Source organism: Streptomyces sp. NPDC057445 (genome assembly GCF_042802855.1).
Lineage (GTDB): Bacteria > Actinomycetota > Actinomycetes > Streptomycetales > Streptomycetaceae > Streptomyces.
In genome coordinates this window covers 153,034-177,757 of sequence record NZ_JBHVDH010000012.1, presented here as the reverse complement: position 1 = coordinate 177,757, position 24,724 = coordinate 153,034, and the positions used below count along the sequence as shown (strand labels likewise).

Below are 24,724 nucleotides of genomic sequence, written 5' to 3'. Positions count from 1 at the left end.
GGGGCGGGCGGCGGGGGGGGGGGGGGGGGGGGGGGGGCCGGCCGGGGGGGGGGGGGGGGGGGGCGGGGGGGGGGCGGGGGGGGGGGGGGGGGGGCCCGGGGGGGGGGGGGGGCCCCGCCCCGGCGAATCGCGACCCCCGTACGCGATTCCCGAGCATGCCCCGCCCGGTGCTGTCACCGGAAAGGCTCACCGGCTCGCGACTCCCCAGAGCTGCGCCTGGGGGTCCCCGTGGCAGGCACGGCACCGCACGGCACGGCACGGCACCGCACCTCGCGGACGCTGTCGGAGTCGCCCGAGTACGCCCGCCCCGTACGAGGGCGATCTCCCCCAGCCTCCGGCCGGGGGTGCCCCCACCGCCTTGCGAGACACCGCACCGGACGCGGCGAGCTGCTCGGCAAACCCTTCCGGTCACGGGCTCCCAGCGGTAGCTGGGGGGCGTCGGCGACCGACGACGACGCAGCGAGGGGCGACGCCAGGGCACGCGAGCCCGGCAGGATCCGACGAGAGGCCCTAGAGCACGGAGAGGTAGTCGGGCAGCTCCACGGCGGGGTCCAGGTCGTCCGCGGGGAGCGGCGCGCCGTGGCCGTGGGCCAGCGGGATCACTCCGCTCCAGTACGGCAGGGACCTGTCCTCCGGATCGTCGTTCGGGCCACCTGTGCGGCACTTGGCCGAGACCTCTTCGAGAGCGAGACGCAGCACAGCGGTGGCCGCGAGTTCCTTCGGGTTCGCCCGGCGGGAGTCGTGGGCGCGGCCGGGAACCACCTGGTCGACGAGCGCGTCGAGGGCGACGCGCTTCTCCTCCTCGTCGGTGACCTGGTGGGCGGTGCCGTGGATCACGACGGAGCGGTAGTTGATCGAGTGGTGGAACGCGGAGCGTGCGAGGACCAGTCCGTCCACATGGGTGACGGTCAGACAGATCTCCAGACCGGGGTCGGCCTGCCCGGCCATGCGCAGGGGCCGGGAGCCGGTCGAGCCGTGGATGTACAGCGTCTCGCCGATCCTGCCGTAGAGGGTCGGAAGTACCACCGGCGCGCCGTCGCGGACGAAGCCGAGATGGCAGACGTACGCCTCGTCGAGTATCGAGTGCACCAGCTCGCGGTCGTAGGAAGCACGCGCCCGCCCACGGGTGGGGGAGGTGCGCTCGGTGGTCCGGTAGACGGAGTCGGCCGGCAGTGAGGACATTGCCATCTCCATTGCACTAGTGCATAATGCGGTTTGTGCTAGGAGAGTATCGGATTACGGGACGTCGTGCATCGGAGATCGCCGCGAGCGTCGAGCGCGGAGTAGGGGCGGGGGAGCTGCTGCCCGGTCAACTGCTGCCGCCCATGCGGGAGTTGGCGACGGCGCTGGGTGTCAATCCCAATACCGTCGCGGCCGCCTACCGCACGCTGCGTGAGCGCGGAGTGATCGAGACGGCGGGGCGCAGGGGCAGCCGGGTGCGGGCGCGTCCCGCGAGCACGGCTCGCGGCTCGCTCAGGGTCGACGCCCCGCCCGGCGTACGGCAGATCTCCGACGGCAATCCCGACGTCGCCCTGCTGCCGCCCCTGCAGGACGCGTTCGCGGCCGCGGCGCGCCGGTACGCCGAGCGGCCGGTCCTCTACGGGGACGCGCCGGTCAACCCCCGACTGGCGGGTATCGCCCGCGCCGGACTGGAGGCCGACGGCGTGCCGGACGGCCCGGTCGCCGTCACGTCCGGCTCGCTGGATGCCATTGAGCGTGTGCTGAACGCCCACCTCAGGCCCGGTGACGCCGTCGCCGTCGAGGATCCGGGCTGGGGCAGTCTGCTGGATCTGGTCGCGGCGCTCGGACTGCGGCCCGTACCGGTCGCCCTCGACGAGGACGGACCGCGGCCCGGCGAGGTGCAGCGGGCCCTCGACGGCGGTGCCCGCGCCGTGGTCGTCACCGGCCGGGCGCAGAACCCCACGGGAGCCGTGGTCACGCAGGAGCGGGCGCGCGAACTGCGCGGTGTGCTCGCCCGGCATCCGCAGGTGCTGACCATCGAGGACGACCACGGCTACGCCATCGTCGACCAGCCGCTGCACCCGCTCGCCGGAGTCACGGACCACTGGGTGGTCGTCCGCTCCACCGCCAAGGCGTACGGGCCGGATCTGCGGCTCGCCGTCCTGACCGGGGACGGGATCACCGTCGACCGGGTGCTGGGGCGGCAGCAGCTGGGTCCGGGCTGGGTCAGCGGGCTGCTGCAGCAGGCGGTCGTGGAGCTGTGGACCTCGAAGGCCGTCGACCCGGCGGCGGTGGCGCGCGCGTACGCGGAGCGGCGCGACGCACTGCTGCGTGCCCTGGCGGAGCGGGGGGTCGGGGCGCAGGGCCGCAGCGGTATGAACGTCTGGGTGCCGGTGGTGGACGAGACGGGGACCGTGGCGCGGCTGCTGCACGCGGGGTGGGCGGTGGCGCCAGGAGCGCGCTTCAGGATCTCCTCGCCGCCCGGGGTGCGGCTCACCGTGTCCAGCCTGAAGGGGGAGGACATCGAGCGGCTCGCCGACGCGGTGGCTGCGGCGGCGGGACCGGTGCCCGCCCGCGCCTACGGCTGACGGGTTCGCGGCCTGCTCTGGGTGAGGGCGGCGCCCGCCAGCACGACCAGTGCGCCGACCGGAGTGTTCCAGCCGAACTGCTCGTCGAGCAGCGTCACCCCGGCGACGGTGGCGATGACCGGGATGAAGTACGTGACCATTGCCGCCGTCGTGGGCCCGACCTCGGCGACCAGTCCGTACTGCAGCAGCATCGCGAAGCCGGTTCCCAGGGCGCCCAGAGCGATCAACGCGAGCAGCGGGACCACCGGGAGGGAGTCCGGGAGCGTGGTGAACAGGGGGGTCACCAGCGCCAGCTGGAGCGTGGCGAGGAGCAGTTGGGCGCTGGTGAGGGAGAGGTTCGAGTGGGTGGAACCGGCGAGTGTGCGGCGGACGTAGATCCACCCCACGGGGTAGCAGAGCGAGGCGATCAGCGCCATCGCGGTGCCGGTGACGTCCAGCCCGTTGAATCCCTGCCAGGCGCCCAGCACGGTGAGAACGCCGAGGAAGCCGAGGCCGAGCCCGGCGACGCGGCGGCGGGTCGGCCGGTCCTCGGAGAGGGCAACCAGCGACAGCGCCATGCCCCACAGCGGCGAGGTGGCGTTGCAGATGCCCGCCAGGGACGAGGGGATCGTCAGCTCGGCGTAGGCGAAGAGCGAGAACGGGAGCGCGTTGAGCAGGAGCGCGGCGACGGCGAGATGGGCCCATGTGCGAGGCCCCCGGGGCAGTCGTTCGCGCTTCACCGCCATCGCCGCCGCGAGCACGGCGGTGCCGAAGAGCAGCCGGCCGAAGGTGACTTGGAACGGCGCGTACCCGTGCGTCCCGACCTTGATCAGCAGGAAGCTGAAGCCCCAGATCAGAGCGAGCACCGCGAACCTGATGCGCCAGTCGAGGGCGGGGCGTCGGGCCGTCGTGGCGGGCGTGGGGACGAGGAGGGTGCGATCACGAGGGGTGCGATCACGTGAAGTCGGCGTAGCGGCGCTCATGTCACTTACTCTGATGGGGCCGATCTCTTAGGACAAGCGAGATTTCGTTCACCTCTTGGATTAGCATTACTTACATGTTGAACCTGGAGCGCCTGCGGACCCTGGACGCACTGGCACGGCACGGCTCGGTGAGCGGGGCGGCCGACGGACTGCATGTGACGACTTCGGCCGTTTCCCAGCAGATGGCGAAGCTGGAGCGGGAGGTGGGCCAGCAACTGCTGGCCAAGTACGGGCGCGGGGTGCGCCTCACCGACGCCGGCCGGCTGCTCGCCGACCATGCCGCGCGCATCCTGTCCCAGGTGGAGCTCGCCCAGGCCGACATCGAGGCGCAGCGGGGACAGGTGGTCGGTGAAGTGCGCATCGGAGCCTTCCCGACGGCCGCCCGGGGGCTCTTCCCCGCCGCGCTCGCGGCGCTCCGGGGCGCCCACCCCGAACTGCGCGTACGGTCCAGGGAACTGGAACCGGAGCACGCCGTGCGCCAGGTCGTCACGGGCGACCTGGATCTGGCCGTCGTGCTGGACTGGAGCAACAAGCGTCTGCCGGTGCCGGGCGGCCTCGCCCGGGCGCAGCTGCTGGACGACGCGGCGGATGTCGCCATGCCGATGAACCATCCGCTCGCGGCGAGCGCCGAGGTGGATCTCGAGGATTTCGCCGACGACGAGTGGGTGTCCTGGCCGGAGGGCGAATTCTGCTACGAGTGGCTGGTCTTCACCCTCCGCTCGAAGGGCATCGAGCCCCGGATCGCGCACATGGCGGGGGAGCATCACACGCAGCTGTCGCTGATCGCGGCGGGCCTCGGGGTCTGTGTCACCCCACGACTGGGCCGCGGTCCGGTGCCGGAGGGCGTCAGGTTCGTCCCTGTGCGCCAGAAGATGCACCGCCACATCCATGCGGTCTGGCGCACCGACGCGGAGCGGCGTCCCTCGATCCGCGCGGCGGTGGAGGCGCTGCAGTCGGCCGCGGCGGTGGTGACGGGCTGAGGTGCGACGCCCGCGTCCACGTCCACGCCCTCGGCGCCGGACCAGGCCCACGGGGTCGTGCCCGGGGGCCTGGTCCGGCGCCGTGCTCAGAGCGCCGTGAGCTTGCGGAAGTCCCAGGAGGCGACAGCGTCCGGCGTCAGCCGCATCCAGGCGTGGCGGCCGTCGTGCGGCATCGAGTCCAGGCCGAAGTTCTTCCGGGCGAAGAGCCGCTCGGGACCCTCGAGAGCAGGGCAGGGCTCTCCGGTCCTCGGGGACTCGCCGATGAACTCGGCCGTGCCCGAGAGCTCGACGCCGCACAGATCGCCGTACTCCTCGCCTGCGTCGACCACCACGGCGATCCGTGGATCACGGCGCATTTCCTGCCAGCGGCGGCTGCGGGTGATCGAGTACAGCCACAGGGACGTACCGTCCCAGGCGAACCAGAGGGCGGTGACATGGGGACGCCCGTCGGCCGAGACCGTGGCCACCCGGCAGGTGCGCTGTGCGGTGAGGAACGCGTCCAGTTCGGACGATGTCATCATGATCCGGCGGCCTCGGCGCTGGGTGACGGCCATGCGGGGCCCTCCTTCGGATAGCCGACGTTTTCAGGGAACTGACCGGGTGTCAGAAATCATGGGGGCTCTTCCTTCCTGGCGCAATGCCCGTTACCGTCGCGCGGCCGGTCCCGGACACGTTCCCGGGCGGTCCGGAACCCGGGACGTCGGGAACTCGGGACGTCGGGAACTCGGGAACACGTGCAGCCGCAGTCGTCGAAGAGGAGGCCGGGAAATGCCGTCGTCGCACGAACAGCTCCTGGAACAGCTGGATCCTGCCGGCACCGTGCTGATGACCGTCGAGTGCCAGAACGGCGTCGTCGGCAGGGACAGCGCCCTCCCGGAGCTCGCCGCCCAGGCCCGCTCATCAGGGGCACTGACTCATGTCGCGCGACTCGTCGCCGCCGCGCACGAAGCCGGTGTGCAGGTCCTGCACGCGGTGGCGGAGCGACGGCCCGACGGGCGGGGTTCCAACCGCAACGCCCGCCTCTTCAGGGCCGCCGAGCGGCTGCCCGTGCAGCAGCACTCAGGCACCACGGCCGTCCGTATCGCCGAGCCGATCGAGGTCGCGGACGAGGACATCGTCGTACGCAGACTGCACGGGCTGTCCCCGATCGCCGGGACAGAGGTCGACGCCCTGCTGCGGAACCTCGGCTGCCGCACCCTCGTGGTCACGGGCGTCTCCGCCAACGTGGCCGTCCCGAACGCCGTCTTCGACGCCGTCAACCTCGGCTACACGGCCGTCGTCCCCACGGACGCCATCGCGGGGGTGCCTCCCGAGTACACCCTCGCGATGATCAGGAACACGCTGGCACTCGTCGCCACCGTCACCACCACCGACGAGGTGCTCGCGTGCTGGAAGCGCCCGCGCAGGGTCACGCGCGCTTGATCGAGTCGCCCGCGACGACGACCGGCACGGGCGGGAGCGGCGAGGTCGCGGGGCCACCCTTCACGCTGCCGTCCACAGCGTCGAACATGCTGTTGTGACAAGGGCAGTTGATCATGCCGTTCGCGACCTGCTTCACGGCGCAGCCCTGATGGGTGCACTTGGACGAGAAGGCCTTGAACTGACCCGCCGTCGGCTGGGTCACCACGACATCGCCGATGACCTTGCCACCGCCCTCCGGGATGTCCGAGGTCCTGGCCAGGACCTCGCCGCCGCCGCCGCCACCGCCCGTGGTGCCGCCCGTGCTCCCGCCCGTCGTGCCGGCGCCTGCAGGCTGCTCGCCCGCGCTGCCCGACGTCTCCGATCCGCCGCCGCACGCTGTCAGCGCCGCCGCGAGCCCCGCTCCGCCCGCCGCCGCGACGACGGTTCGCCGCGCCACGGTGCGGGCCGTTCCCTGCGTTCCGGTCATGCCGGCCCCTCTCCGCGATCGGCCCCCGTCCCGGGCCGCTTGTGATGTTCTACGGGACCGGGTGCGGACTCGTTCAACGGCCGCGCCGGAAAACGCACAGTAATCTTGCCCAATGCTTTCCGAAGTCACAGCGACCCGCTATGTCACGCCCTTGCGCGAGGGCGGCTCGCTCCCCGGGATCGTCGAGGCCGACGATCTCGGTACGTACGTCATGAAGTTCACCGGGGCCGGACAGGGCCGCAAGACCCTGGTCGCCGAGGTCATCTGCGGGCAGCTCGGCCGTCGGCTCGGACTGCGGGTGCCGGAGCTCGTACAGATCCAGCTCGACCCGGTCATCGGGCTCTCCGAGCCCGACCAGGAGGTGCAGGAGCTGCTGAAGGCCAGCGGCGGTCTCAACCTCGGGATGGACTTCCTGCCCGGCTCGATCGGCTTCGACCCGCTCGCGTACGAGGTGGACCCGGCGGAGGCGGGCAGGGTCGTCTGGTTCGACGCGCTGATCAACAACGTCGACCGGTCCTGGCGCAATCCCAACATGCTCGTCTGGCACGGCGACCTGTGGCTGATCGACCACGGTGCCACCATGATCTGGCACCACAACTGGCCGGGCGCGGTGGCCTCCGCGGCCAAGCCGTACGACGCGTCCGATCACGCACTCGCGCCTTTCCGGCCCGACATCGCCGCCGCTGCCGCCGAGCTGGCACCGCTGGTCACCGAGGAACTGCTGACCCAGGCGGCCGCGGACGTCCCGGACGAGTGGCTGGTGGACGAGCCAGGGTTCGACTCCACCGACGCGCTGCGCCGCGCCTATGTGGAGACCCTGCTGCCGCGTGCCGCCACCATCCATGAGCGGATCACGCTGACCGCTCCCTCCAAGTCGCGCCCCTCGCAGGCACCCGGCTGGCTCACCGAGCACCTCACGCCCTGGCCCCACCTGACGAAGAAGAGCAAGGACAGCACGAAGGGCGAGGGACTGTGAGCGATCGCGGCGTCGAGCGGGACGTCTTCGAGTACGCGCTGCTGCGCGTGGTGCCGCGCGTCGAGCGCGGTGAGTGCTTCAACGCGGGCGTGGTTGTCTACTGCCGGGCCAAGTCCTACGTGGCCGCCCGTACGCACCTGGACGAGGCAAAGCTGAGGGCCCTGGACCCGCAGGCGGACGTCACGGGAGTGAAAGCCGCGCTGCACGCCGTCGAGGGCGTCTGCAAGGGCGGGCAGGACGCGGGGCAGGCGGCGCGTGACGACGCGGGGCGACGGTTCCGGTGGCTGATCGCACCGCGTTCGACGGTCGTCCAGCCGGGACCCGTGCACACCGGTCTGACCGCCGACCCGGAGGCCGAGGTCGAGCGGCTGCTCGATGTACTCGTGCGCTGAACGGGGCCCACAAGGGGGATGAGTGACCCGGGGCACCCGATGGGCCGTTGACACCGGGTGCCAGGGCTTCTAGCGTCACGTCTGCTGAAGGTACTAAGCGGTCGCTCACTTATCTGGGCCGTGCCGGGCGGCCGCATCCACCGGGATCCAAGGGCGAGGAGAACCAACCATGTCCACCACCGAGCAGCGCGTCGCGATCGTGACCGGAGCCGCGCGAGGCATCGGCGCCGCCACCGCCGTACGTCTGGCGGCCGAAGGCCGTGCCGTCGCCGTACTCGACCTCGACGAGGCGGCCTGCAAGGACACCGTCGAGAAGATCACGGCGGCGGGCGGCAAGGCCGTCGCCGTCGGCTGTGACGTCTCGGACTCCGCCCAGGTGGAGGCCGCCGTCGAGCGGGTCGCCGCCGAGCTCGGCGCGCCGACGATCCTCGTCAACAACGCGGGCGTGCTCCGGGACAACCTCCTCTTCAAGATGAGCGAGTCCGACTGGGACACGGTGATCAACGTGCACCTCAAGGGCGCGTTCCTGATGGCGAAGGCCTGCCAGAAGCACATGGTGGACGCGGGCTTCGGCCGGATCGTCTCGCTCTCCTCCAGCTCGGCGCTGGGCAACCGCGGCCAGGCCAACTACTCCGCGGTCAAGGCCGGTCTCCAGGGCTTCACCAAGACCCTCGCCAAGGAGCTCGGCAAGTTCGGCGTCACCGCCAATGCCGTCGCCCCCGGGTTCATCGTCACCGAGATGACCGCCCAGACCGCCGCCCGCGTCGGTATGGGCTTCGAGGAGTTCCAGGCCGCGGCGGCCACCCAGATCCCGGTGCAGCGGGTGGGCAGGCCGGAGGACGTCGCCAATGCAATCGCTTTCTTCACGGGTGACGACGCCGGTTTCATCTCCGGTCAGGTCATGTACGTCGCCGGCGGCCCGCTCAACTGATCCGGAGATCCCAGAGATGACCACACAGGAACTTCCCCCGCTGTCCGGCAAGGTCGCCCTCGTCACGGGCGGCAGCCGGGGCATCGGCTACGGCGTCGCCGAGGCGCTCGTCGCCCGCGGTGACCGGGTCTGCATCACCGGCCGCGGCGAGGACGCCCTGAAGGAGGCCGTCGAGCGGCTGGGCGCGGACCGGGTGATCGCGGTCGCGGGCAAGGCCCACGACGAGGCGCACCAGGCGGCCGCCGTCGAGCGTGTGATGGAGGCCTTCGGCCGCGTCGATTTCCTCGTCAACAACGCCGGCACCAACCCCGTCTTCGGTCCGATCGCCGAACTCGATCTCGGGGTGGCCCGCAAGGTCTTCGAGACCAATGTGATCTCGGCGCTCGGGTTCGCCCAGCAGACCTTCAGGGCGTGGCAGAAGGAGAACGGCGGTGCGATCGTGAACATCGCATCGGTTGCCGGTCTCTCTGCGTCGCCCTTCATCGGGGCATACGGAATGAGCAAGGCGGCGATGATCAATCTGACCCTGCAGCTGGCGCACGAATTCGCGCCCGTCGTCCGGGTCAACGCGATCGCACCCGCCGTGATCAAGACAAAGTTCGCGGAAGCGCTCTACGAGGGCCGGGAGGCCGAGGCGGCCGCCGCGTATCCGATGGGCCGGCTGGGCGTTCCCCGGGACATCGGGGGAGCCGCCGCGTTTCTCACCTCCGACCAGTCGGACTGGATCACGGGGCAGACACTCGTGGTTGACGGAGGTATTTTCCTTAATGCCGGAGTCCATTGAGTCCTTTTGTGCCTGAATGGCCATGGATTGCCACAAGTGCCCCGCCGAACCTCCCCGTTGTTCTGGCGGGGCACTGCGGTATGGTTCGCCGACCCATGGCTGAACGAGGAGCGTGTGCACGTGTTCAACCGGACGATGCTGCGGGCGGCTGCAGCCCTTGCGTCCATATCCCTGGTGGCGGGATGCGGTCTGTTTTCGGACGAGGACGCCGATGGGGCCAAGCCGGTGGTCGTCGGCACGACGAGTGAGCCCAGCACACTCGATCCTGCCGCCGCCTGGGACGGCTCCTGGGAGCTGTACCGGAATGTGTTTCAGACGCTCCTGAGTTTCCCGACCGGGAGCACGAGTCCGCAGCCCGATGCGGCGGAGAGCTGTAAATTCACGGATCCGACCAATACGGCATTCCAGTGCACCCTGCGTGAAAACCTCAAGTTCTCCAACGGGCACGTGCTGGACGCCGCCGCGGTCAAGTACTCCATCGACCGGATCACGAAGATCAATGTCAAGGGCGGTCCGAGCGGACTGCTCGGTTCGCTCCGAGCGGTGGAGACGGAAGGGGCCCGGACCGTTACGTTCCGGCTCACCAAGGCGGACGCCACTTTCCCCTTCATCCTCGCCACACCCGCGATGTCCATCGTCGACCCCGCCGAGTACGCCGCCGACAAGATCCGCGAGGACGGCAAGCTCACCGGCTCGGGCCCGTACACCCTGGAGTCGTACTCCGAGGGGGGCGCGGCCGAGCTGAAGAAGAACGCGAACTACATCGGCTTCGCGGACCGCAAGAACGAAGCCGTCACCATTCGCTACTTCAAGGACTCCGAAGTGATGGTGAGCGCTCTCAGGAAGAAGGAGATCGACGTCACCAACCGTGGTCTCACCGCGGAAGAGGTCGTCGCGCTGCAGGACAAGAAGCCGGAGAACGAGGGGCTCCAGGTCGTCGAGACCGTCGGCGCCGACATCCGTTACCTCGTCTTCAACCCCAAGGACCAGGCCGTGGCCAAGCTGCCGGTGCGCCGGGCGATCGCCCAGGTCATCGACCGTGAGGCTCTTGTCGGCAAGGTCTACCAGGGCACGGCGGAGCCGCTGTACTCGATGGTCCCCAAGGGCATTGCGGGGCACACCACCAGCTTCTTCGACACGTTCGGCGAGCCGGACATCGGCAAGGCCCGTGAGATCCTCCGGAACGCCGGGATCAACACCCCCGTCGACCTGACCTTCTGGTTCACCACGGACCGTTACGGCTCCTCCACCGCTCCCGAGTTCGCCGAGATCAAGCGGCAGCTGGACAGGTCCGGCCTGTTCAAGATCACGCTGCAGAGCAAGCCCTGGAAGGATTTCCAGGAGGGCTACAAGAACGGCCAGTACCCGGTCTTCGGCCGAGGCTGGTTCCCCGACTTCCCGGACCCGGACAACTTCATCGCGCCGTTCGTCGGCAAGGAGAACGCGCTCGGCACCCCGTACGACAGCCCCGAGATCGCCGAGCAGCTCACGCTGTCCCGCAAGGAGAGCGACCGCGGCGCCGTGTCCGGGCCGTTCGAGGTGGCCCAGAAGGTTCTCGTGGAGGACGTCCGGCTGCTGCCGCTGTGGCAGGGCAAGCTGCACATCGCCGCCAGCGAGGAGATCGCCGGCTGTGAGCGGGCGCTCGACCCGCAGACGATCATGCAGGTGTGGGTGCTCGAGCGGAAGACCAGCTGGTAGGCGGTCCGGCCGGACCTCGCGTCCGGCCGGCAGCCGCGATTGTCAGTGGCCGCGGGTAGGTTCTGTGATCGAGAACTGATCGCATACCGGAGGTTGTTGACGTGACCGACACCGACATGCTGCCCGAGTCCTGGCGCGGCGTCCTCGGCGAGGAGCTCCAGAAGCCCTACTTCAAGGAGCTTGTCGACTTCGTGGAGGACGAGCGCGCCAGGGGGCCGGTGTACCCGCCGCGTGAGGAGGTCTTCGCGGCACTGGACGCCACGCCCTTCGAGCGGGTGAAGGTGCTGATCCTCGGGCAGGACCCGTATCACGGGGAGGGCCAGGGGCACGGACTGTGCTTCTCGGTGCGTCCGGGCGTCAAGACCCCGCCCTCCCTGCGGAACATCTACAAGGAGATGCGGGAGGAGCTGGGCCATCCGGTCCCGGACAACGGCTATCTGATGCCGTGGGCCGAGCAGGGCGTCCTCCTGCTCAACGCGGTGCTGACCGTCCGGGCGGGCGAGGCCAACTCCCACAAGGGCAAGGGCTGGGAGAAGTTCACGGACGCGGTGATCACCGCCGTGGCCTCGCGGCCCGATCCGGCGGTCTTCGTCCTCTGGGGCAACTACGCCCAGAAGAAGCTGCCGCTCATCGACGAGGGCCGTCATGTGGTGGTGAAGGGTGCCCACCCGTCGCCGCTCTCCGCGAAGAAGTTCTTCGGCTCCCAGCCGTTCACACAGATCGACGAGGCCGTGGCGGCGCAGGGCCACGAGGCGATCGACTGGCGCATCCCCGACCTCGGCTGACGGTTCACGCACCTGGCTGACAGGCTCGGGCCCCGCTCCGAGCCTGTGCCGGATGGCACCCCGCGGCGGCTAGTGTCACAGGCACTGGCGTCGGAATCGTCCCCGTCGAGGCGCTGGAGGCCGAGGTATGGAGCAGCAGGAGACATCGGAAGACGCCGTCATGACCAGGATCGGGCAGGCGGCCATGCTGCTCCACGCCGGGGACCGGGAAGAGGCGCGCAACCGCCTCGGGAAGCTGTGGACGGAGATCGGCGCGTACGGCGACCCGTTGCACCGCTGCACCCTGGCGCACTACATGGCGGACACCCAGGACGACCCCGCCGACGAGCTGGCCTGGGACCTGCGCGCGCTGTCGGCGGCGGAGGGCCTGGAGGCCGCGCGGCCGGCCGGGCACGAAGCGGCGGTCGCGGTGCGCGGCCTGTACCCCTCCCTGCATCTCAACCTCGCCGCGGACTATGCGAAGCTCCGTCGCCCGGAGGCCGCGCGCGCCCACCTCGACCGCGCCCGTGCGGCTTCGCACGCCCTGGGCGACGACGGGCACGGGGACGGTGTGAGGGCGGCGATCGCGCGGCTGGACCGGCAGCTGTCAGGGGAGTGAGGCGGGGGGCGTCACTCTCCCGTCGTACCGTCGATGCACTCCCTGAGCAGATCGGCGTGCCCGTTGTGGCGCGCGTACTCCTCGATCATGTGGACGTAGATCCAGCGCAGATTGAACGGTTCTCCGCGGCTGTTGGTGCCGGTGGCGAGGTCGTCCAGGGACCGCGAAGCGGCGAGCGCGCGGGCACGTGCGATCTCGGCCTGCCAGGCTCCGTGTGCCGTCTGCCAGGTGTCCTCGCCGGTCATGTGGAACTCGCCGTCCGGATCCTCCTTGCCGTAGTAGAGGGGCGGGGCATCCTCCGCGGTCAGGACCCTGCGGAACCAGTTCCGCTCGACCTCCGCCATGTGCCGCACGAGGCCGAGCAGCGACAGTCCCGACGGCGGTACAGAGGCCCGTCGCAGCTGCTCGTCGTCGAGCCCGGCGCACTTCAGGGCGAGGGTCTCCCGGTGGAAGTCCAGCCAGCCTTCGAGCATCTCGCGCTCGCCGGCGAGGGTGGACGCTTCGGTTCGCTCAGATGTGGTCATGGTCCGCATCCTGCGCGATACAGAGGAACCGACGAAATGGAGCTCTCGAGGTGACGAAATGGGTGCCGGGGTTCAAGTGGTCCTCGCCGAGAACCAACGAAGTAGCCCGTGACAGGCGGTCACTCCGGATTGGCAGTCAATCGTTGTCCACACCGCGTCCACACAGCGTCCCTTTAGCCGCTCGGCGGCCACCCAATCGGCAGGTCGTCACAGGCAGTGACGGGCGAATTCACCTGCGCGCAGCGGAATGCCTTACTGACGGCCAGCTGCAGGCGGCCATTGGTCTGACGGGAGGCCGGCGGCGAGGCCCGCGCGCACCGGCACCGGCACTGGGCGAGTGTTCTCGTGTAGCAGTCGCTCCGTGTGCGGCGCAAGATGGAGAGTGCTGCTGAAGAGCTCGGGGACGTTGCCGGCGCGCCGTTCCCGCCGCCGCAGGCTGGCCTGCGGCCAGAGTGCTGAGCAGGCACCTGACTGCCGGCACACACTTGGGACGAACCCCGGCCCATGTCCGAGCCTGACGGTTCCGGCCAGCAGGAGGTCCGATGGTGGAGGAAGAGTCGCGACTGCGCGAACTCGCAGTTCGTGTCCGCACCGCTGACGTCGTCGACGCGATGGGGCGATTTCATCGGCACCGATGCCATCTGACCGATCTGAAGAGCCCCACGCCGGATCGCCTGCTCTTTGGTCCGGCCGTCACCATTTCCTATCTGCCCTCGTGCCAGAAGGCTCTGCCGCCCGAGCGCTACAACTTCGCCGACCTCTTCCGCGAGGCCATCCGCGAGGGGGGGCAGGGGCGGGTGCTGGTTCTGGCGAGCAACGGGTATCCGGACGCGTCGCTCGGCGGCAGAGTCAAGCTGTCCCCGCTCGCTGTCCACGGGCTCGCCGGAATCCTGACGGACGGTCGCCTGCGTGACTTTGCCGAGCTGCCGGAGTACGAGTTCGCCGCATATTGCAGTGGAGAAGCCGTGCGATGGGGTGGGGACGCCGTCACCCCGTTCGAGGCGAACCGGCCCGCGGTGGTGTCGGGTGTGGCGGTGCGTCCCGGTGACTACGTGTTCGCCGACGCCGCCGGGGCGGCGATCATCCCGGGGGCGGAGGTTCTGGCTGTCCTCGAGGAGGCCGTACGCGTGGTGAGCGACGAAGCACGCTACGTAGAAAAGAATCGCCGGGAGGGCGATCGTGGAGACGACGGTGCGCCGAAGGAGTAGCCGCCGGTAAACCCGCCCTGACGGGCAGCATCGGCATCCACGTCACACGGCCGCCCACCCGCCCGTTCATCGGTGTTCGGGATTCGGATAGTCGAAGCGGGCTCCCGCGTCCCACTCGGCGCGCTGGTTTCCGTGAGCGGGGATGCCGTCCGCCCGCTTGAGAATGGCGGCGAGATGCATCAAGTTCCAGGCCATAAAGGTGGTGTTGCGATTGGTGAAATCGTTCTGCGGCCCGCCCGATCCGGGGTCGAGATACGAGGGTCCGGGCCCTGCCTCACCGACCCAGCCCGCGTCCGCCTGCGGTGGAATGGTGTACCCGAGGTGCTGGAGGCTGTACAGGACGTTCATGGCGCAGTGCTTCACTCCGTCTTCGTTGCCCGTGATCAGGCAACCACCGACCCGCCCGTAGTACGCGTACTGGCCGCGGTCGTTGAGCAGTGCCGAGCACGCGTACAGCCGCTCGATGACCTGTTTCATGACGGAGCTGTTGTCACCCAGCCAGATCGGCCCCGCCAGCACGAGGATGTCGGACGCGATCACCCGCTCGTACAGGGTCGGCCACTCGTCGCTCTCCCACCCGTGCTCGGTCATGTCCGGCCATACGCCGGTCGCGATGTCGTGATCGACAGCTCGTACGACGTCGACCTGGACTCCCTGTGCTTCCATCACCGCCCGGCTCTTGTCGATGAGTCCTTGGGTGTTGCTCACCTCGGGCGATCGCTTGAGGGTGCAGTTGACGACGAGGGCGCGGAGGTCGTCGTAGCGGTCGAGCAGCGAATCGGCAGTCGGCGGCTGGGCGGTCACGGAGCGCTCCTGGATTCTGCCGCCGTGCCGTCACGGCGGTGCAACGCCGTCCATGGTGCTGGCCAAGTGCCTTCTGCGGCGGCTGCGGCACAGGGTGCGACCGACGACCACACCACCAGCCCAACGGCGCGGCAAGGCCGCCGGCTTTCCGCCTTAGGCGTCGGCGACCATAGGGAGGTCTGTGGGAGCTGGTCAAGTTGCCTGTGTCGCAGCGCAATGATTGTGTCTTTGTGGGGACATGCGCGTGGGGCGGCTGCCCCGCTGGTACGCGCTGGTGGCACGCTCGTCGCCGTCGCGATGCCACCCACGGTCCAGCCCAAGGACGGGTGGGCTGTCTTCTTCGTCGTCGAACCCGATCGCGCCCGGCTCATGGACCTCGCCCGGCGCTCCGAGACGGACGGCTCAAGCCGATCGCCGAAGGCTGAGCGGGAGAGCGTTTTCGACAACCTGGTGCGCCTGCCTGCCGTCACCGGCGACTTCCTGGATGCGGGGTACTCGCCGCCGGAAAAGCCCTTGGGGATCGGCGAGTGGGGCATCACGGCTCGAGAAGCGTCGTCGCACGAGGGCCTTGGCCATCGGCTGTCCGGGAAGACGCCGTCGACGAGTGTTCGCTTCGGTGGACAAGTACGACAGCAAACCGGGATGGCCCAGCTTCACCAAGGTGATCGACGCGGAGAACGTCGAGCGGCAGGACCCTTCCCACGGGATGACGCGCACCGAAGTCCGCTCGGCCCACGGGAAAGCCATCTCGGCCATCTGTTTCCCGACGGCCGCAGGTCTGCGGGCGGACTGCGCTATTGCATCAACTCCGCTTCCCTGCGCTTCATTCACCTCGACGACCTGGAGCGCGAGGCCTACGGGGCCTATGCCCGGCTGTTCGGGACACCGCGGAAGAACGCATCAACGTGACCCGGCCCCGGGGGACTTACCGTGACAGCGGCAGCGATCCTTTCCCGCCGCGGCGCACACTTTCCTCCCCTGCTCACTGGTCGTCCAGGGGAATGGCAAGCGCCGCGGTGCCGCTCATGTCGAGCCAGACCTCTCCATTGCCGCGGACCATGCGGATCATGACCTCCCCGCATCCCGGGCAGCGGGCGATGCGGCCCGGGGCGCGGTCGTACACATGTAGCCCGCCGAGGGGACCCGTGCGGCTACAGTGCGCACACCGGCTGGTCGCGGCGGTGACATCGACCGCGAAAATCTCGGAGAGAGGCCCTGCGAGCGCGTTGCCGTCCGTATAGGTGGGCTCGCTGAATGCGTAGCCGTCTGAAACCGTCATGTCACCCTCCGCTAGCCGAATCGTTCTGTACGGACGCGATCAGGGGAATGGCCGAGAAGTACCAGGTAGTCGGCGGCCTTCTCGACGAAACCGGTGGGGCCGCAGACGTAGCAGGCCGGCTCGAGCTCCGGGGGCCAGCCGTTTCTCGCCAGGTCCTCCGGTGCTAGTCGGCCCGCCGGCCGACGCCATCCGTCAGGTGTCACCCGGGTATAGATGTACGACGTGTCCAACCCGGGCGCCCCCTTACGCAGCTCGGCGGCGTAGAGAAGGTCCGCCGGATCCCTTAGGGAGTACAGCAGGCGGAACGGGACGCGGCTGCCGGTCGACTCCCTGGTGCGGACCATGGACATCAGCGGCACGATTCCGGAGCCGCCTGCCACCAGCAGAACCGGCTCCGGCTGCTCGGGCTGCCACACGAACCAGCCGCCAACGGGGCCGCGGATCTCTACGAGGCCCCCGACCAGGAGATTGTCCACCAGATAGGGCGAGACCTCCCCACCGGTCACGCACTGCACCGTGAGCTCCACATGCTCGCCGTTCGACACCGACGCGATCGAGTAGCTGCGCTGCGTGCTGTACCCGTCCTCCGCCGTCAGCCGGACATCGACGTGCTGGCCTGCCAGGTGGCCGGGCCAGTCCGGCACGCTCAGGACGAGCGTGGTGGCCGTTGCCGACTCCGTACGCCGGTCCGCCACCTGAGCGGTTCTCCAGCGAAGTCGTTCACCTAGTCGCCCCGGTATCGCTGCTCTTGCCATGGGTCTCCGTAGTTGTGATAGCCGGCGCTTTCCCAGAAACCTGGTTCGTCGTCCAGACGAAGCTCGATCGTGCGTACCCATTTCGCGGACTTCCACAGGTACAGATGGGGAACGAGAAGCCGGGCTGGGCCGCCATGCTCGGGCGCCAACTCCTGGCCGTCGTAGTCGTGCACGATCCATGCCTTGTGGTCGAGGAGGTCCTCCAGCGGGATGTTGGTGGTGTAGCCGCCGTAGGAGTGGACGAGGGCGAAGTCCGCCGCCGTCTCGACACCTTCGAGCAGGACGTCCAAGGACACGCCCCGCCATTCGGTGTCGTACTTCGACCACTTGGTCACGCAATGCAGGTCGACCGTGGGAGTCTCCGTCGGCAGCGCCTGCAGGGCCGCCCAGTCCCAGCTGTGGCGCCCCCCGTCCTCCGTGACGACCGCAAGCTCCCAGTCCTCCTGCGGCACATGGGGGGTCGGGCCGGCGGAAAGCACCGGAAAGTCGAACGTCTCGTACTGGCCGGGCGGAAGCTTCTTGCCGTCGGCGGGCCGCCGGCCGTGGAATCCCGGCGAAATGATGGGCATACGCGCATAACCTTCCTCAGCGCAACACTCTGAGGCCAAGGGGGCTCCCTCGTCCTGAAGACCCACATCCAGCATGCCCCTACGTACGACAATTGCTCCACTTGGGCACTGCCGCATCGAAGCGGGCAGGACCGGGAGCGGGCCGATCGTGCCGGGCCCAGCGTCCGATCCTTCGGGTCGGCACACCCGGCCCTTTGTACCGGCCGGGGTGCGGTGTCGTCTGGGCACGACTGGACGTCGTCAGCGCAGGGGCCTGAATGCGGCCCGCACCTCGGCGGAGAAGAGCTGCGGCTCCTCCCAGGCAGCAAAGTGGCCGCCGCTGCCGACCTCGTTGAAGTACGCGGGGCTCGGGTAGACACTCTCCACCCAGCTGCGCGGGGCGGCCCAGATCTCGCCGGGGAACGTCGTGAAGCCGACCGGAACCGACACCGGCGGAGGAGCCTGGCCGGACGCGATCTCGCGTCCGAACTCCCAGTACCACCGGGCCGCCGAGGCGCCGGTGCCCGTCAGCCAATACATCATGATGTTGTCGATGATGTTGTCCCGGGTCAGATTGCCCACGGGCTCGTGGTCGACGAACGCGCGGGAGATCTTGTAGTAGCTGTCCGTGTCGTGGTCCAGCATCCAGGCAGCCAGCCCGACGGGTGAATCCAGCAGGGAGTAGCCGATCGTCTGCGGCCGGGTGGTCTGCTCCAGGAAGTAGCCGAAGCCGTCCGTCATGAACACGTTCAGCGCGTCGAACGCCGCGCGTTCCTGCTCGGACTCCATCGGCAGTTGGTCCTTGATCGCGATCGCCCCGGCGAGCAGGTTCACGTGGATGCCGAGCAGCCCCGCGGGTGCCTGGCGGCCCATCGCGTCGGTGACGGCTGCGCCCACGTCGCCCCCCTGGGCGACGTAGCGCGGGTACTCCAGGCGGTTCATCAGCTCCGCCCACGCGCTCGCGATGCGCCCGTTCCCCCAGCCGAGCTCGGTCGGCTGGCCCGAGAAGCCGTAGCCGGGCAGGGACGGCAGCACCAGGTGGAATGCGTCCTCGGGGGTGCCGCCGTGAGCGGTCGGGTCGGTCAGCGGGCCGACGGTCCCCAGCAGCTCGACGACCGAGCCGGGCCAGCCGTGCGTCATGATCAGCGGCAACGCGTTCTCATGCGGCGACCTGACGTGGATGAAGTGGATCTCGACCCCGTCGATCTCAGTCATGAATTGCGGCAGTGCGTCCAGTCTCGCCTCGCACCTGCGCCAGTCGTACTCGAGCATCCAGTAGCGGGAGAGCGCCTGAAGCGTTGCCAGTTGCACTCCTTGGGAGCGGTCGGTGACAAGCTCCTTGGAAGGCCAGCGCGTCGCCTCGACCCGGCTGCGCAACTCGGTGAGCTGGTTCTCTGGAACCTCGATCCGGAACGGGCAGATGTCTGTTCCTTCGGCCGTGACGGGCATAACGCCGCTCCTCGGTTGCCGACGGGCGGAAAGCCTCGCGCTCTTGTCCGCGCGGCGCGCCCGTGAACACCTCTGGTCCGCTTTCCAGTCTGCGCTTGGTCAGGGACCCTCGCGACACTGCTCGGGCTGAAGTACCTCGCCGGTCTCGTGCAGACACCAGCGGCATCCAGGTCACGTGCACCCGCCAGTCGCCACGCCGCTGAGCACAGGGGTCTGTGGGGCGTCGAACTCAACGTCGGCGGGTTCGGGGATGTCGCGGCCGCCGAACTGCGTAGCCGCCCAAAGCATGACGCTGACCCGGTGCTTGCGGGGCTCACTATCGGGCTTCTCCCCTGGCTCGGTGCCATTCTGGGTAGGTTCTGCGGAGCGAGCCGCTAACGGGAGACGGTTATACCGACTTCTCGACGAACAGATCATCGACCCCGTTTGCCTACGCGCTCGCGGGTGCGATCGCGTACGGCTCAAGGCGGCGCCAGCGAACCTCACCTCTGCGGCCGGGTCTGCAACGCTCTTGAAAAAGGATCACCGAACATTCTGGTCACTCTGTCTCGCGGTTGCGCCGGGGTCAGCAGCGTGACCGGATTTGCGATGCTCTGCGAGCCTCGTACGTATGGTGAATTCCAAGACTGGGGGATATGCAGCGCCGTGCACGACGACGGTTTTCGCGGTTTCCTGTTCAGCGCATTCGACTTCACCACAGACGGTTTCCTGTTCCTCGTGGTCGCACTCGGCTTGACCGTTGGGGTCGCTGTCGCGCTCAACCGAACTGCCGTGGGCTTCTTTACACTCGTCCGCGTCTACGTGACGCTGCGCCAGCGACTGCCCTGGAGCCTGATGGCTTTCCTCGCGGACGCTCACAAGCGGCGGGGAGTGCTCCGTCAGGTAGGGGCGGTGTACCAGTTCCGCCACATCGATCTGCAAAACCGCCTCGCCGAACGTCCGTGAATCGCTCTGCGTTCACTGAGTTGAGCGGCAAGCCGTATGGCGCAACCGTCCGGGTGAAGGCCATGGAGTGCTTCCGCAGCCGGGTCCAAGACTCGGAACCGACCACAGTCACTACTCAGTGATCAACCCGCAGAGATATCTGCTCCGCCGACAGTCCGGGATTCTCGCGGCACCATCATGGGACCCTCACAGGCGACACCGCGCAAACGGGCAGGTCGGCGAATTTCGTCGGCAGCCCATACAGCACATGCGCCGCCAGGAGATTCATGAGCCGAGCATGCCGCGCAGCAGCTCGCCGAACCCCTTGCGGAGCTCGTCCGTCGTCGGGACGGAGGAGTGGTACGACCCCACCGCGCACGAGAACATCAGCCCCTCGCACCAGGCCGCCAGCGACAGTGCGTGCCGCTCGGGCTCGGCCGACCCGGCGCCGCGCATCAGGGTCACCAGGGACTCCCGGAAGGCCGCTCCCGCCCGGTCGTAGTAGGAGCGCAACTCGGGCCTGCGGGTGGCCTCCAGGGCCAGTTCGTAGCGGGCCACCAGCAGCGGGCGGTGGGCGGTGAGGCAGCGGTGCAGGGCGAGCGCCAGAGCGTCCGTCAGGGCCTCCGTCCCGCCCTGGGGGACCGGCATCTCCTCCGGAGCGAGCACCTGGGCCTCGCGCGCGGCCAGACGGCGTACGGCAGCCTCCAGCAGCGCCTGCCGGGTGCGGGCGTGATTGGACGTCGAGCCCTGGGGGAGGCCTGCGAGCTCGTCGACGGCCCGGTGGGTGAGTCCCCGCATCCCGCGCTCGGCGAGCAGGGTCAGGGCGGCGTCGGCGATCAGCTCCGGGCGCGCGGCGGAACCGGTGGTGCGTGCGGTCATGGGACCAACCTATCTCGGTCACTACATCTGTAGTACGGTACTGCTGTTACTACAGATGTAGTTGCGAGGAGGAGTCATGGACCGGCCCCGCGCATCCCGCGCCGTCGTCGTCGGAGGCGGCATCGGCGGGCTGACCGCCGCCATCGCCCTGCACCAGCAGGGCTGGGACGTCACCGTGCTGGAACGGGCCGCCGCCCTCACTCCTGCAGGCGCCGGAATCGGCCTCGCGCCCAACGCCCAGCGCGCTCTGGACGTCATCGGCCTCGGCGACCGGGTCAGATCCCTGTCCGCCTGGCAGGGCGACGGCGGTCTGCACACCCCCAGGGGAAGCCGGCTGTACCGCACCGACCTCTCCGCCGCCGCCGAGAGGTTCGGCGGCCCGCTCGTCATGGTGCACCGCGCGACCCTCGTGGACATCCTGCTCTCCGCCCTGCCGGACGGCGCGGTACGCCCCGGCTGCACCGCCACCCTCGCGGACGCCGGAGACGAGCGCCGCCCCGCCGTCGTCATCACCCAGGGCGGCGATCTCGAGGCCGACCTCGTCGTCGCCGCGGACGGCATCAACTCGGCCGTGCGCCGTGCGCTGTTCCCCGCCCACCCCGGACCCCGGTACTCCGGATACACCACCTGGCGCCTCGTCGTCCCCGCGCCGGACCGCCCCTTCGCGCCGCACGAGACCTGGGGCCGCGGCCACCTCTGGGGCACCCAGCCGCTGAAGGACGGACGCGTCTACGCCTACGCCGCGGCCGCCGTGCCCGCAGGCGGACACGCCATGGACGACGAGAAGGCCGAACTCCTGCGCCGCTTCGGCGCCTGGCACCAGCCCGTCCCCGACATCATCGCGGCAGCCGAGCCCGACGAGGTCCTGCGTCACGACGTGCACCACATGGCCGAGCCGCTGCCCGCCTACCACCAAGGCCGCGTGGCACTCCTCGGCGACGCGGCCCACGCCATGCAGCCCACCCTCGGCCAGGGCGGCAACCAGGCCATCGAGGACGCGATCGTGCTCGCCCACCACATGGACCGGGGCCCGGACACCGGCCCCGGTCTCGCCGCGTACACCCGTGAACGGCTGCCACGCACCATGGCGATCGTGCGCCAGGCCACACGCGTGGGGCGGACGGCCATGCTGAACAACGCCCCCGCCGTCGCTGTGCGTGACGTACTCGTCGCGGCCCTCTCCCGCCTGAGTCCCGGACTCGTCCTGCGCGGTTTCGACGGGACGGCGGACTGGAGCCCGCCCGGGCACACGTATGCTGCCGAAGCGGCGAAGACACACCCAAAGACGCGCTGACGCGAGGGGGAGGCCATGGTGAAGGTCGGCTGCATCGGGCTCGGAGACATCGCGCAGAAGGCATATCTGCCGGTGCTCACCACCCGGGCGGATGTCGAACTGCATCTGCACACCCGCACCCCGGCCACCCTCGACCGGATCGCAGCGGCCCACCACATCCCCGGATCGCACTGCCACACCTCCCTGGACTCCCTCCTCGCCCAGGGCCTCGACGCCGCCCTCGTCCACGCCCCGACGCCCGTCCACCCGGAGATCGTGACAAGGCTGCTGGAAGCCGGCGTACCGACGTACGTCGACAAGCCGCTCGCCTACGAACTCGCCGACTCGGCACGGCTCGTGGAACTGTCCGAGCGGACCGGTACCAGCCTCGCCGTCGGCTTCAACCGCCGCTTCGCCCCCGGCTACGCCCAGTGTCTGGACCACCCCCGCGACATCGTCCTGATGCGCAAGAACCGCGTCGGCCTCCCCGAGGACCCGCGCACCCTCGTCCTCGACGACTTCATCCACGTCGTCGACACCCTGCGCTTCCTGATCCCCGGCCCGGTGGAGCACACCGACGTGCGGGCCCGGGTCCGCGACGGTCTCATGCACCACGTCGTCCTGCAGCTCTCGGGCGACGGGTTCACCGCCATCGGCATGATGAACCGGCTGAACGGCTCCACCGAGGAGATCCTCGAAGTAGCCGGACAGGACACCAAGCGAGAGGTGCTCAACCTCGCCGACGTCATCGACCACAAGGGCCAGCCGACCGTGCGCAGACGCGGCGACTGGGTGCCGGTGGCGCGCCAGCGCGGCATCGAGCAGACGGTGTCCGCCTTCCTCGACGCCGTACGCGCGGGGAAGTTCCTCAGCGCCCAGGACGCACTGCTGACCCATGAGCTGTGCGAGAGGGTCGTGCGGGCGTCCCTGGAGCAGGCCTCCTGAGCGACCGCAGCCCCTCGGCCGCGCACAGTGCCGCCAGCACCGCCAGCGCGCCGTACACGGGCCAGTCGCCCAGCCGGACGTAGGGCGTCGTTCCGCCGGCGAGCGGGATCTCGTGGACGGCCGCGGCACTGGTGCCCGTGCCCAGCCGCTCTCCCAGGGGCTCACCCCGCGGCCCGTACACCGCGCTCTCACCCGTGAGCGTGGCATGCACCATCGGCCGCCCCGTCTCCGCCGCCCGCAGAGCCGCCAGCGAGGCGTGCTGCGCGGGGGCCCAGCTGTCCTGGAAGGTCGAGGTCGCGGACTGCGCGACCAGCAGTTCGGCGCCGCTCCTGACGAGCCGTCGGCTCATGTCAGGGAACGCCGACTCGAAGCAGACCAGCGGCCCCACGCGCAGCCCGGAGCCAGGCCGGTCGCCCGGGACCGCCATCACCACCTGACGGGTGCCCCGCATCCGGTCCTCGCCCGCCGCCTTGCCCACCGAAGTGGCCCATCCGAGGAGCGCACGCGCGGGAACGTACTCACCGAAGGGGACCAGGCGCATCTTGTCGTAACGGTCCCCGATCGGACCGTCCGGACCCACCAGCACACTGCTCTTGAAGATCCTCCCGCCCGTCCCGCCGGGGGAACTCCCGGGCCGGTCCGGCCGCCGCGCGTCCACATTGACCAGCACGCCGGCGCCCACCGCACGCGACAGCGCGGAGATCCGCGCCGTGAGATCGCGCCGGGCCGCGAGATCCATGCCGACGCTGCTCTCACCCCACACCACCAGATCCACGTCCTGGCCGGCCAGCTGCCGGGTCAGCTCCTCACTCCTGGCGAACCGCCGCTCGGCACCGCCGACCCCGTTGATGACCCCCGGCTGGACGACAGCGACCCGGACCACATCGCCGTGCCTCGCCGGGCGCGGCGCCCACACCCACACCGAGCCGGCCGCCACGGCGCACACGCACAGAGCCGCCACCGCGGGGACCCGCGCCGAGGGAACGGCAAGCAGCACGGTCACCGCGGTGTTCACCGCGGCCACCAGCAGGCTCACCAGCCACACCCCGCCCACCGAGGCGAGCCGCAGCGCGGGGGGCACCTCCCACTGACTCGCCCCCAGCAATCCCCACGGACCGCCCAACCCCTCCCAGGACCTCACCAGTTCCACCATCAGCCAGCCGGACGGCACGACGGCGACGGCCGCGGCGGCACGCGCCGGTGACGGCGTCCCGCCGAGCATCAGGCGCACCAGCCATCCCCAGGGCGCCCACAGGAGCCCGAGCAGCGCAGAGAGCAGCAGGATGAACACATGCAGGTTCGGCACCAGCCAGTGGTGCACGGCCAGAACGAGACCGAACCCGCCGAGCCAGCCGTCGAGGAGCGCGCGACGGCCCGTCGGAGCGGTGCGGATCAGCAGCAGCCACGGTACGAGCCCGATGTACGCCAGCCACCACAGCCCGGGGGCCGGGAAGGCGAGCGCGGGCAACGCGCCCGCCGCGAGCACGGCCGCGCCACGCCACCACGGCGACGACAACAGCCTCGTCGGCTGCTCCCGCCGGCCGACCGGAATCCGCATGCCGCGCCTCCCCGAGAGCAGTGTCCTACTGCCAG

The 24,724-nt window shown here is 69.8% G+C and carries 26 protein-coding genes and 2 pseudogenes; 16 read left to right on the top strand and 12 right to left on the bottom strand.

Annotated features, from left to right (window positions below; all coding sequences use genetic code 11):
* Positions 1–510: 510 nt before the first annotated feature.
* The gene (locus ACFU5O_RS24525) at positions 511–1,182 is read right to left on the bottom strand and encodes a pyridoxamine 5'-phosphate oxidase family protein (RefSeq protein WP_384243888.1); all 672 of its coding nucleotides are present in this window, start codon (positions 1,180–1,182) and stop codon (positions 511–513) included.
* A 35-nt stretch (positions 1,183–1,217) separates the two neighbouring features.
* Here ACFU5O_RS24525 and ACFU5O_RS24520 point away from each other — a divergent pair, with 35 nt between their 5' ends.
* Complete coding sequence (locus ACFU5O_RS24520; RefSeq protein ID WP_384243887.1) at positions 1,218–2,549, top strand: aminotransferase class I/II-fold pyridoxal phosphate-dependent enzyme; 1,332 nt, start codon at positions 1,218–1,220, stop codon at positions 2,547–2,549.
* Here the strand turns inward: ACFU5O_RS24520 and ACFU5O_RS24515 are convergent.
* Positions 2,540–3,511, bottom strand: a complete 972-nt coding sequence (locus ACFU5O_RS24515; RefSeq protein ID WP_384243886.1) for a DMT family transporter — start codon at positions 3,509–3,511, stop codon at positions 2,540–2,542. The two genes, ACFU5O_RS24520 and ACFU5O_RS24515, sit on opposite strands and share 10 nt — an antisense overlap.
* Before the next feature lie 74 nt (positions 3,512–3,585).
* Between ACFU5O_RS24515 and ACFU5O_RS24510 the strand changes: the two genes are divergently transcribed.
* On the top strand, positions 3,586–4,491 hold the full coding sequence (locus tag ACFU5O_RS24510) for a LysR family transcriptional regulator (protein ID WP_384243884.1): 906 nt from the start codon (positions 3,586–3,588) through the stop codon (positions 4,489–4,491).
* An 86-nt stretch (positions 4,492–4,577) separates the two neighbouring features.
* Here the strand turns inward: ACFU5O_RS24510 and ACFU5O_RS24505 are convergent, their stop codons facing one another.
* Positions 4,578–5,045 (bottom strand): pyridoxamine 5'-phosphate oxidase family protein, encoded by a 468-nt coding sequence (locus ACFU5O_RS24505; protein ID WP_384243883.1) that lies wholly within the window; start codon positions 5,043–5,045, stop codon positions 4,578–4,580.
* 214 nt (positions 5,046–5,259) lie between these two features.
* Between ACFU5O_RS24505 and ACFU5O_RS24500 the strand changes: the two genes are divergently transcribed.
* On the top strand, positions 5,260–5,913 hold the full coding sequence (locus ACFU5O_RS24500; RefSeq protein ID WP_384243882.1) for a cysteine hydrolase: 654 nt from the start codon (positions 5,260–5,262) through the stop codon (positions 5,911–5,913).
* Here the strand turns inward: ACFU5O_RS24500 and ACFU5O_RS24495 are convergent.
* Positions 5,900–6,379, bottom strand: a complete 480-nt coding sequence (locus ACFU5O_RS24495) for a Rieske (2Fe-2S) protein (protein WP_384243881.1) — start codon at positions 6,377–6,379, stop codon at positions 5,900–5,902. The two genes, ACFU5O_RS24500 and ACFU5O_RS24495, sit on opposite strands and share 14 nt — an antisense overlap.
* Positions 6,380–6,491: 112 nt before the next feature.
* Here ACFU5O_RS24495 and ACFU5O_RS24490 point away from each other — a divergent pair, with 112 nt between their 5' ends.
* The 7 genes from ACFU5O_RS24490 (at position 6,492) to ACFU5O_RS24460 (ending at position 12,543) form a co-directional block, all read left to right on the top strand.
* Positions 6,492–7,355: a HipA family kinase gene (locus ACFU5O_RS24490; RefSeq protein WP_384243880.1), complete on the top strand. Its 864-nt coding sequence runs from the start codon at positions 6,492–6,494 to the stop codon at positions 7,353–7,355.
* Entirely contained in the window at positions 7,352–7,747 is a 396-nt protein-coding gene (locus ACFU5O_RS24485; RefSeq protein WP_384243879.1) for a DUF3037 domain-containing protein, read from the top strand. The genes ACFU5O_RS24490 and ACFU5O_RS24485 overlap by 4 nt, the downstream gene beginning before the upstream one ends.
* Positions 7,748–7,916: 169 nt before the next feature.
* Complete coding sequence (gene fabG, locus ACFU5O_RS24480; protein WP_384243878.1) at positions 7,917–8,678, top strand: 3-oxoacyl-ACP reductase FabG; 762 nt, start codon at positions 7,917–7,919, stop codon at positions 8,676–8,678.
* Positions 8,679–8,694: 16 nt separating this feature from the next.
* Positions 8,695–9,462, top strand: coding sequence for an SDR family oxidoreductase (locus ACFU5O_RS24475; protein WP_384243877.1), 768 nt, complete (start codon positions 8,695–8,697; stop codon positions 9,460–9,462).
* A gap of 120 nt (positions 9,463–9,582) precedes the next feature.
* A complete protein-coding gene (locus ACFU5O_RS24470; protein ID WP_384243924.1) occupies positions 9,583–11,160 on the top strand; it encodes an ABC transporter substrate-binding protein in 1,578 nt (525 codons plus the stop codon).
* A gap of 101 nt (positions 11,161–11,261) precedes the next feature.
* The gene (ung, locus tag ACFU5O_RS24465; RefSeq protein WP_384243875.1) at positions 11,262–11,945 is read left to right on the top strand and encodes a uracil-DNA glycosylase; all 684 of its coding nucleotides are present in this window, start codon (positions 11,262–11,264) and stop codon (positions 11,943–11,945) included.
* 127 nt (positions 11,946–12,072) lie between these two features.
* Positions 12,073–12,543 (top strand): hypothetical protein, encoded by a 471-nt coding sequence (locus ACFU5O_RS24460; RefSeq protein ID WP_384243874.1) that lies wholly within the window; start codon positions 12,073–12,075, stop codon positions 12,541–12,543.
* An 11-nt stretch (positions 12,544–12,554) separates the two neighbouring features.
* Here ACFU5O_RS24460 and ACFU5O_RS24455 read toward each other — a convergent pair whose 3' ends face one another.
* Complete coding sequence (locus tag ACFU5O_RS24455) at positions 12,555–13,067, bottom strand: DinB family protein (RefSeq protein WP_384243873.1); 513 nt, start codon at positions 13,065–13,067, stop codon at positions 12,555–12,557.
* A 542-nt stretch (positions 13,068–13,609) separates the two neighbouring features.
* Here ACFU5O_RS24455 and ACFU5O_RS24450 point away from each other — a divergent pair.
* Positions 13,610–14,275: an RraA family protein gene (locus ACFU5O_RS24450; RefSeq protein ID WP_384243871.1), complete on the top strand. Its 666-nt coding sequence runs from the start codon at positions 13,610–13,612 to the stop codon at positions 14,273–14,275.
* A 66-nt stretch (positions 14,276–14,341) separates the two neighbouring features.
* Here ACFU5O_RS24450 and ACFU5O_RS24445 read toward each other — a convergent pair whose 3' ends face one another.
* Positions 14,342–15,079: a flavodoxin family protein gene (locus tag ACFU5O_RS24445; protein WP_384243870.1), complete on the bottom strand. Its 738-nt coding sequence runs from the start codon at positions 15,077–15,079 to the stop codon at positions 14,342–14,344.
* A gap of 255 nt (positions 15,080–15,334) precedes the next feature.
* Between ACFU5O_RS24445 and ACFU5O_RS24440 the strand changes: the two are divergent.
* A pseudogene (locus ACFU5O_RS24440) lies at positions 15,335–15,489 on the top strand (NADP-dependent oxidoreductase); the annotation flags it as partial.
* Positions 15,490–15,683: 194 nt separating this feature from the next.
* Positions 15,684–15,988 (top strand): annotated as a pseudogene (msrB, locus tag ACFU5O_RS24435) (peptide-methionine (R)-S-oxide reductase MsrB); the annotation flags it as partial.
* A 73-nt stretch (positions 15,989–16,061) separates the two neighbouring features.
* Here the strand turns inward: msrB and ACFU5O_RS24430 are convergent.
* From ACFU5O_RS24430 to ACFU5O_RS24415, 4 genes are all read right to left on the bottom strand, one after another.
* Positions 16,062–16,358, bottom strand: coding sequence for a DUF6510 family protein (locus ACFU5O_RS24430; protein WP_384243869.1), 297 nt, complete (start codon positions 16,356–16,358; stop codon positions 16,062–16,064).
* A gap of 11 nt (positions 16,359–16,369) precedes the next feature.
* Complete coding sequence (locus tag ACFU5O_RS24425; RefSeq protein ID WP_384243868.1) at positions 16,370–17,113, bottom strand: ferredoxin reductase; 744 nt, start codon at positions 17,111–17,113, stop codon at positions 16,370–16,372.
* A complete protein-coding gene (locus ACFU5O_RS24420; protein ID WP_384243866.1) occupies positions 17,083–17,682 on the bottom strand; it encodes a molybdopterin-dependent oxidoreductase in 600 nt (199 codons plus the stop codon). Before ACFU5O_RS24420 ends, ACFU5O_RS24425 begins: the two co-directional genes overlap by 31 nt.
* 240 nt (positions 17,683–17,922) lie before the next feature.
* Positions 17,923–19,110 (bottom strand): epoxide hydrolase family protein, encoded by a 1,188-nt coding sequence (locus ACFU5O_RS24415; protein WP_384243864.1) that lies wholly within the window; start codon positions 19,108–19,110, stop codon positions 17,923–17,925.
* Between the two features lie 645 nt (positions 19,111–19,755).
* Here ACFU5O_RS24415 and ACFU5O_RS24410 point away from each other — a divergent pair.
* On the top strand, positions 19,756–20,055 hold the full coding sequence (locus ACFU5O_RS24410; protein WP_384243863.1) for a hypothetical protein: 300 nt from the start codon (positions 19,756–19,758) through the stop codon (positions 20,053–20,055).
* A gap of 264 nt (positions 20,056–20,319) precedes the next feature.
* On the opposite strand, the gene ACFU5O_RS24405 is transcribed toward ACFU5O_RS24410, so the two are convergent.
* Complete coding sequence (locus ACFU5O_RS24405; RefSeq protein WP_384243862.1) at positions 20,320–20,913, bottom strand: TetR/AcrR family transcriptional regulator; 594 nt, start codon at positions 20,911–20,913, stop codon at positions 20,320–20,322.
* 76 nt (positions 20,914–20,989) lie between these two features.
* Between ACFU5O_RS24405 and ACFU5O_RS24400 the strand changes: the two genes are divergently transcribed.
* Both ACFU5O_RS24400 and ACFU5O_RS24395 read left to right on the top strand, forming a co-directional pair.
* Positions 20,990–22,207 carry an FAD-dependent monooxygenase gene (locus ACFU5O_RS24400; protein ID WP_384243861.1) on the top strand — a complete coding sequence of 406 codons (1,218 nt, stop codon included), beginning with the start codon at positions 20,990–20,992 and terminating at the stop codon, positions 22,205–22,207.
* Between the two features lie 18 nt (positions 22,208–22,225).
* Positions 22,226–23,131: a Gfo/Idh/MocA family protein gene (locus ACFU5O_RS24395; protein ID WP_384243923.1), complete on the top strand. Its 906-nt coding sequence runs from the start codon at positions 22,226–22,228 to the stop codon at positions 23,129–23,131.
* Here ACFU5O_RS24395 and lnt read toward each other — a convergent pair.
* On the bottom strand, positions 23,055–24,689 hold the full coding sequence (lnt, locus tag ACFU5O_RS24390) for an apolipoprotein N-acyltransferase (protein WP_384243860.1): 1,635 nt from the start codon (positions 24,687–24,689) through the stop codon (positions 23,055–23,057). The two genes, ACFU5O_RS24395 and lnt, sit on opposite strands and share 77 nt — an antisense overlap.
* Positions 24,690–24,724 lie beyond the last annotated feature (35 nt).

Bases quoted from the DNA above. Each gene is read 5' to 3' on its own strand.
- ACFU5O_RS24525 (WP_384243888.1), bottom strand. From the start codon at position 1,182: ATGTCCTCACTGCCGGCCGACTCCGTCTACCGGACCACCGAGCGCACC.
- ACFU5O_RS24515 (WP_384243886.1), bottom strand. From the start codon at position 3,511: ATGAGCGCCGCTACGCCGACTTCACGTGATCGCACCCCTCGTGATCGC.
- ACFU5O_RS24510 (WP_384243884.1), top strand. From the start codon at position 3,586: ATGTTGAACCTGGAGCGCCTGCGGACCCTGGACGCACTGGCACGGCAC.
- ACFU5O_RS24505 (WP_384243883.1), bottom strand. From the start codon at position 5,045: ATGGCCGTCACCCAGCGCCGAGGCCGCCGGATCATGATGACATCGTCC.
- ACFU5O_RS24500 (WP_384243882.1), top strand. From the start codon at position 5,260: ATGCCGTCGTCGCACGAACAGCTCCTGGAACAGCTGGATCCTGCCGGC.
- ACFU5O_RS24495 (WP_384243881.1), bottom strand. From the start codon at position 6,379: ATGACCGGAACGCAGGGAACGGCCCGCACCGTGGCGCGGCGAACCGTC.
- ACFU5O_RS24490 (WP_384243880.1), top strand. From the start codon at position 6,492: ATGCTTTCCGAAGTCACAGCGACCCGCTATGTCACGCCCTTGCGCGAG.
- fabG (WP_384243878.1), top strand. From the start codon at position 7,917: ATGTCCACCACCGAGCAGCGCGTCGCGATCGTGACCGGAGCCGCGCGA.
- ACFU5O_RS24475 (WP_384243877.1), top strand. From the start codon at position 8,695: ATGACCACACAGGAACTTCCCCCGCTGTCCGGCAAGGTCGCCCTCGTC.
- ACFU5O_RS24460 (WP_384243874.1), top strand. From the start codon at position 12,073: ATGGAGCAGCAGGAGACATCGGAAGACGCCGTCATGACCAGGATCGGG.
- ACFU5O_RS24455 (WP_384243873.1), bottom strand. From the start codon at position 13,067: ATGACCACATCTGAGCGAACCGAAGCGTCCACCCTCGCCGGCGAGCGC.
- ACFU5O_RS24450 (WP_384243871.1), top strand. From the start codon at position 13,610: ATGGTGGAGGAAGAGTCGCGACTGCGCGAACTCGCAGTTCGTGTCCGC.
- ACFU5O_RS24430 (WP_384243869.1), bottom strand. From the start codon at position 16,358: ATGACGGTTTCAGACGGCTACGCATTCAGCGAGCCCACCTATACGGAC.
- ACFU5O_RS24425 (WP_384243868.1), bottom strand. From the start codon at position 17,113: ATGGCAAGAGCAGCGATACCGGGGCGACTAGGTGAACGACTTCGCTGG.
- ACFU5O_RS24420 (WP_384243866.1), bottom strand. From the start codon at position 17,682: ATGCCCATCATTTCGCCGGGATTCCACGGCCGGCGGCCCGCCGACGGC.
- ACFU5O_RS24415 (WP_384243864.1), bottom strand. From the start codon at position 19,110: ATGCCCGTCACGGCCGAAGGAACAGACATCTGCCCGTTCCGGATCGAG.
- ACFU5O_RS24405 (WP_384243862.1), bottom strand. From the start codon at position 20,913: ATGACCGCACGCACCACCGGTTCCGCCGCGCGCCCGGAGCTGATCGCC.
- ACFU5O_RS24400 (WP_384243861.1), top strand. From the start codon at position 20,990: ATGGACCGGCCCCGCGCATCCCGCGCCGTCGTCGTCGGAGGCGGCATC.
- lnt (WP_384243860.1), bottom strand. From the start codon at position 24,689: ATGCGGATTCCGGTCGGCCGGCGGGAGCAGCCGACGAGGCTGTTGTCG.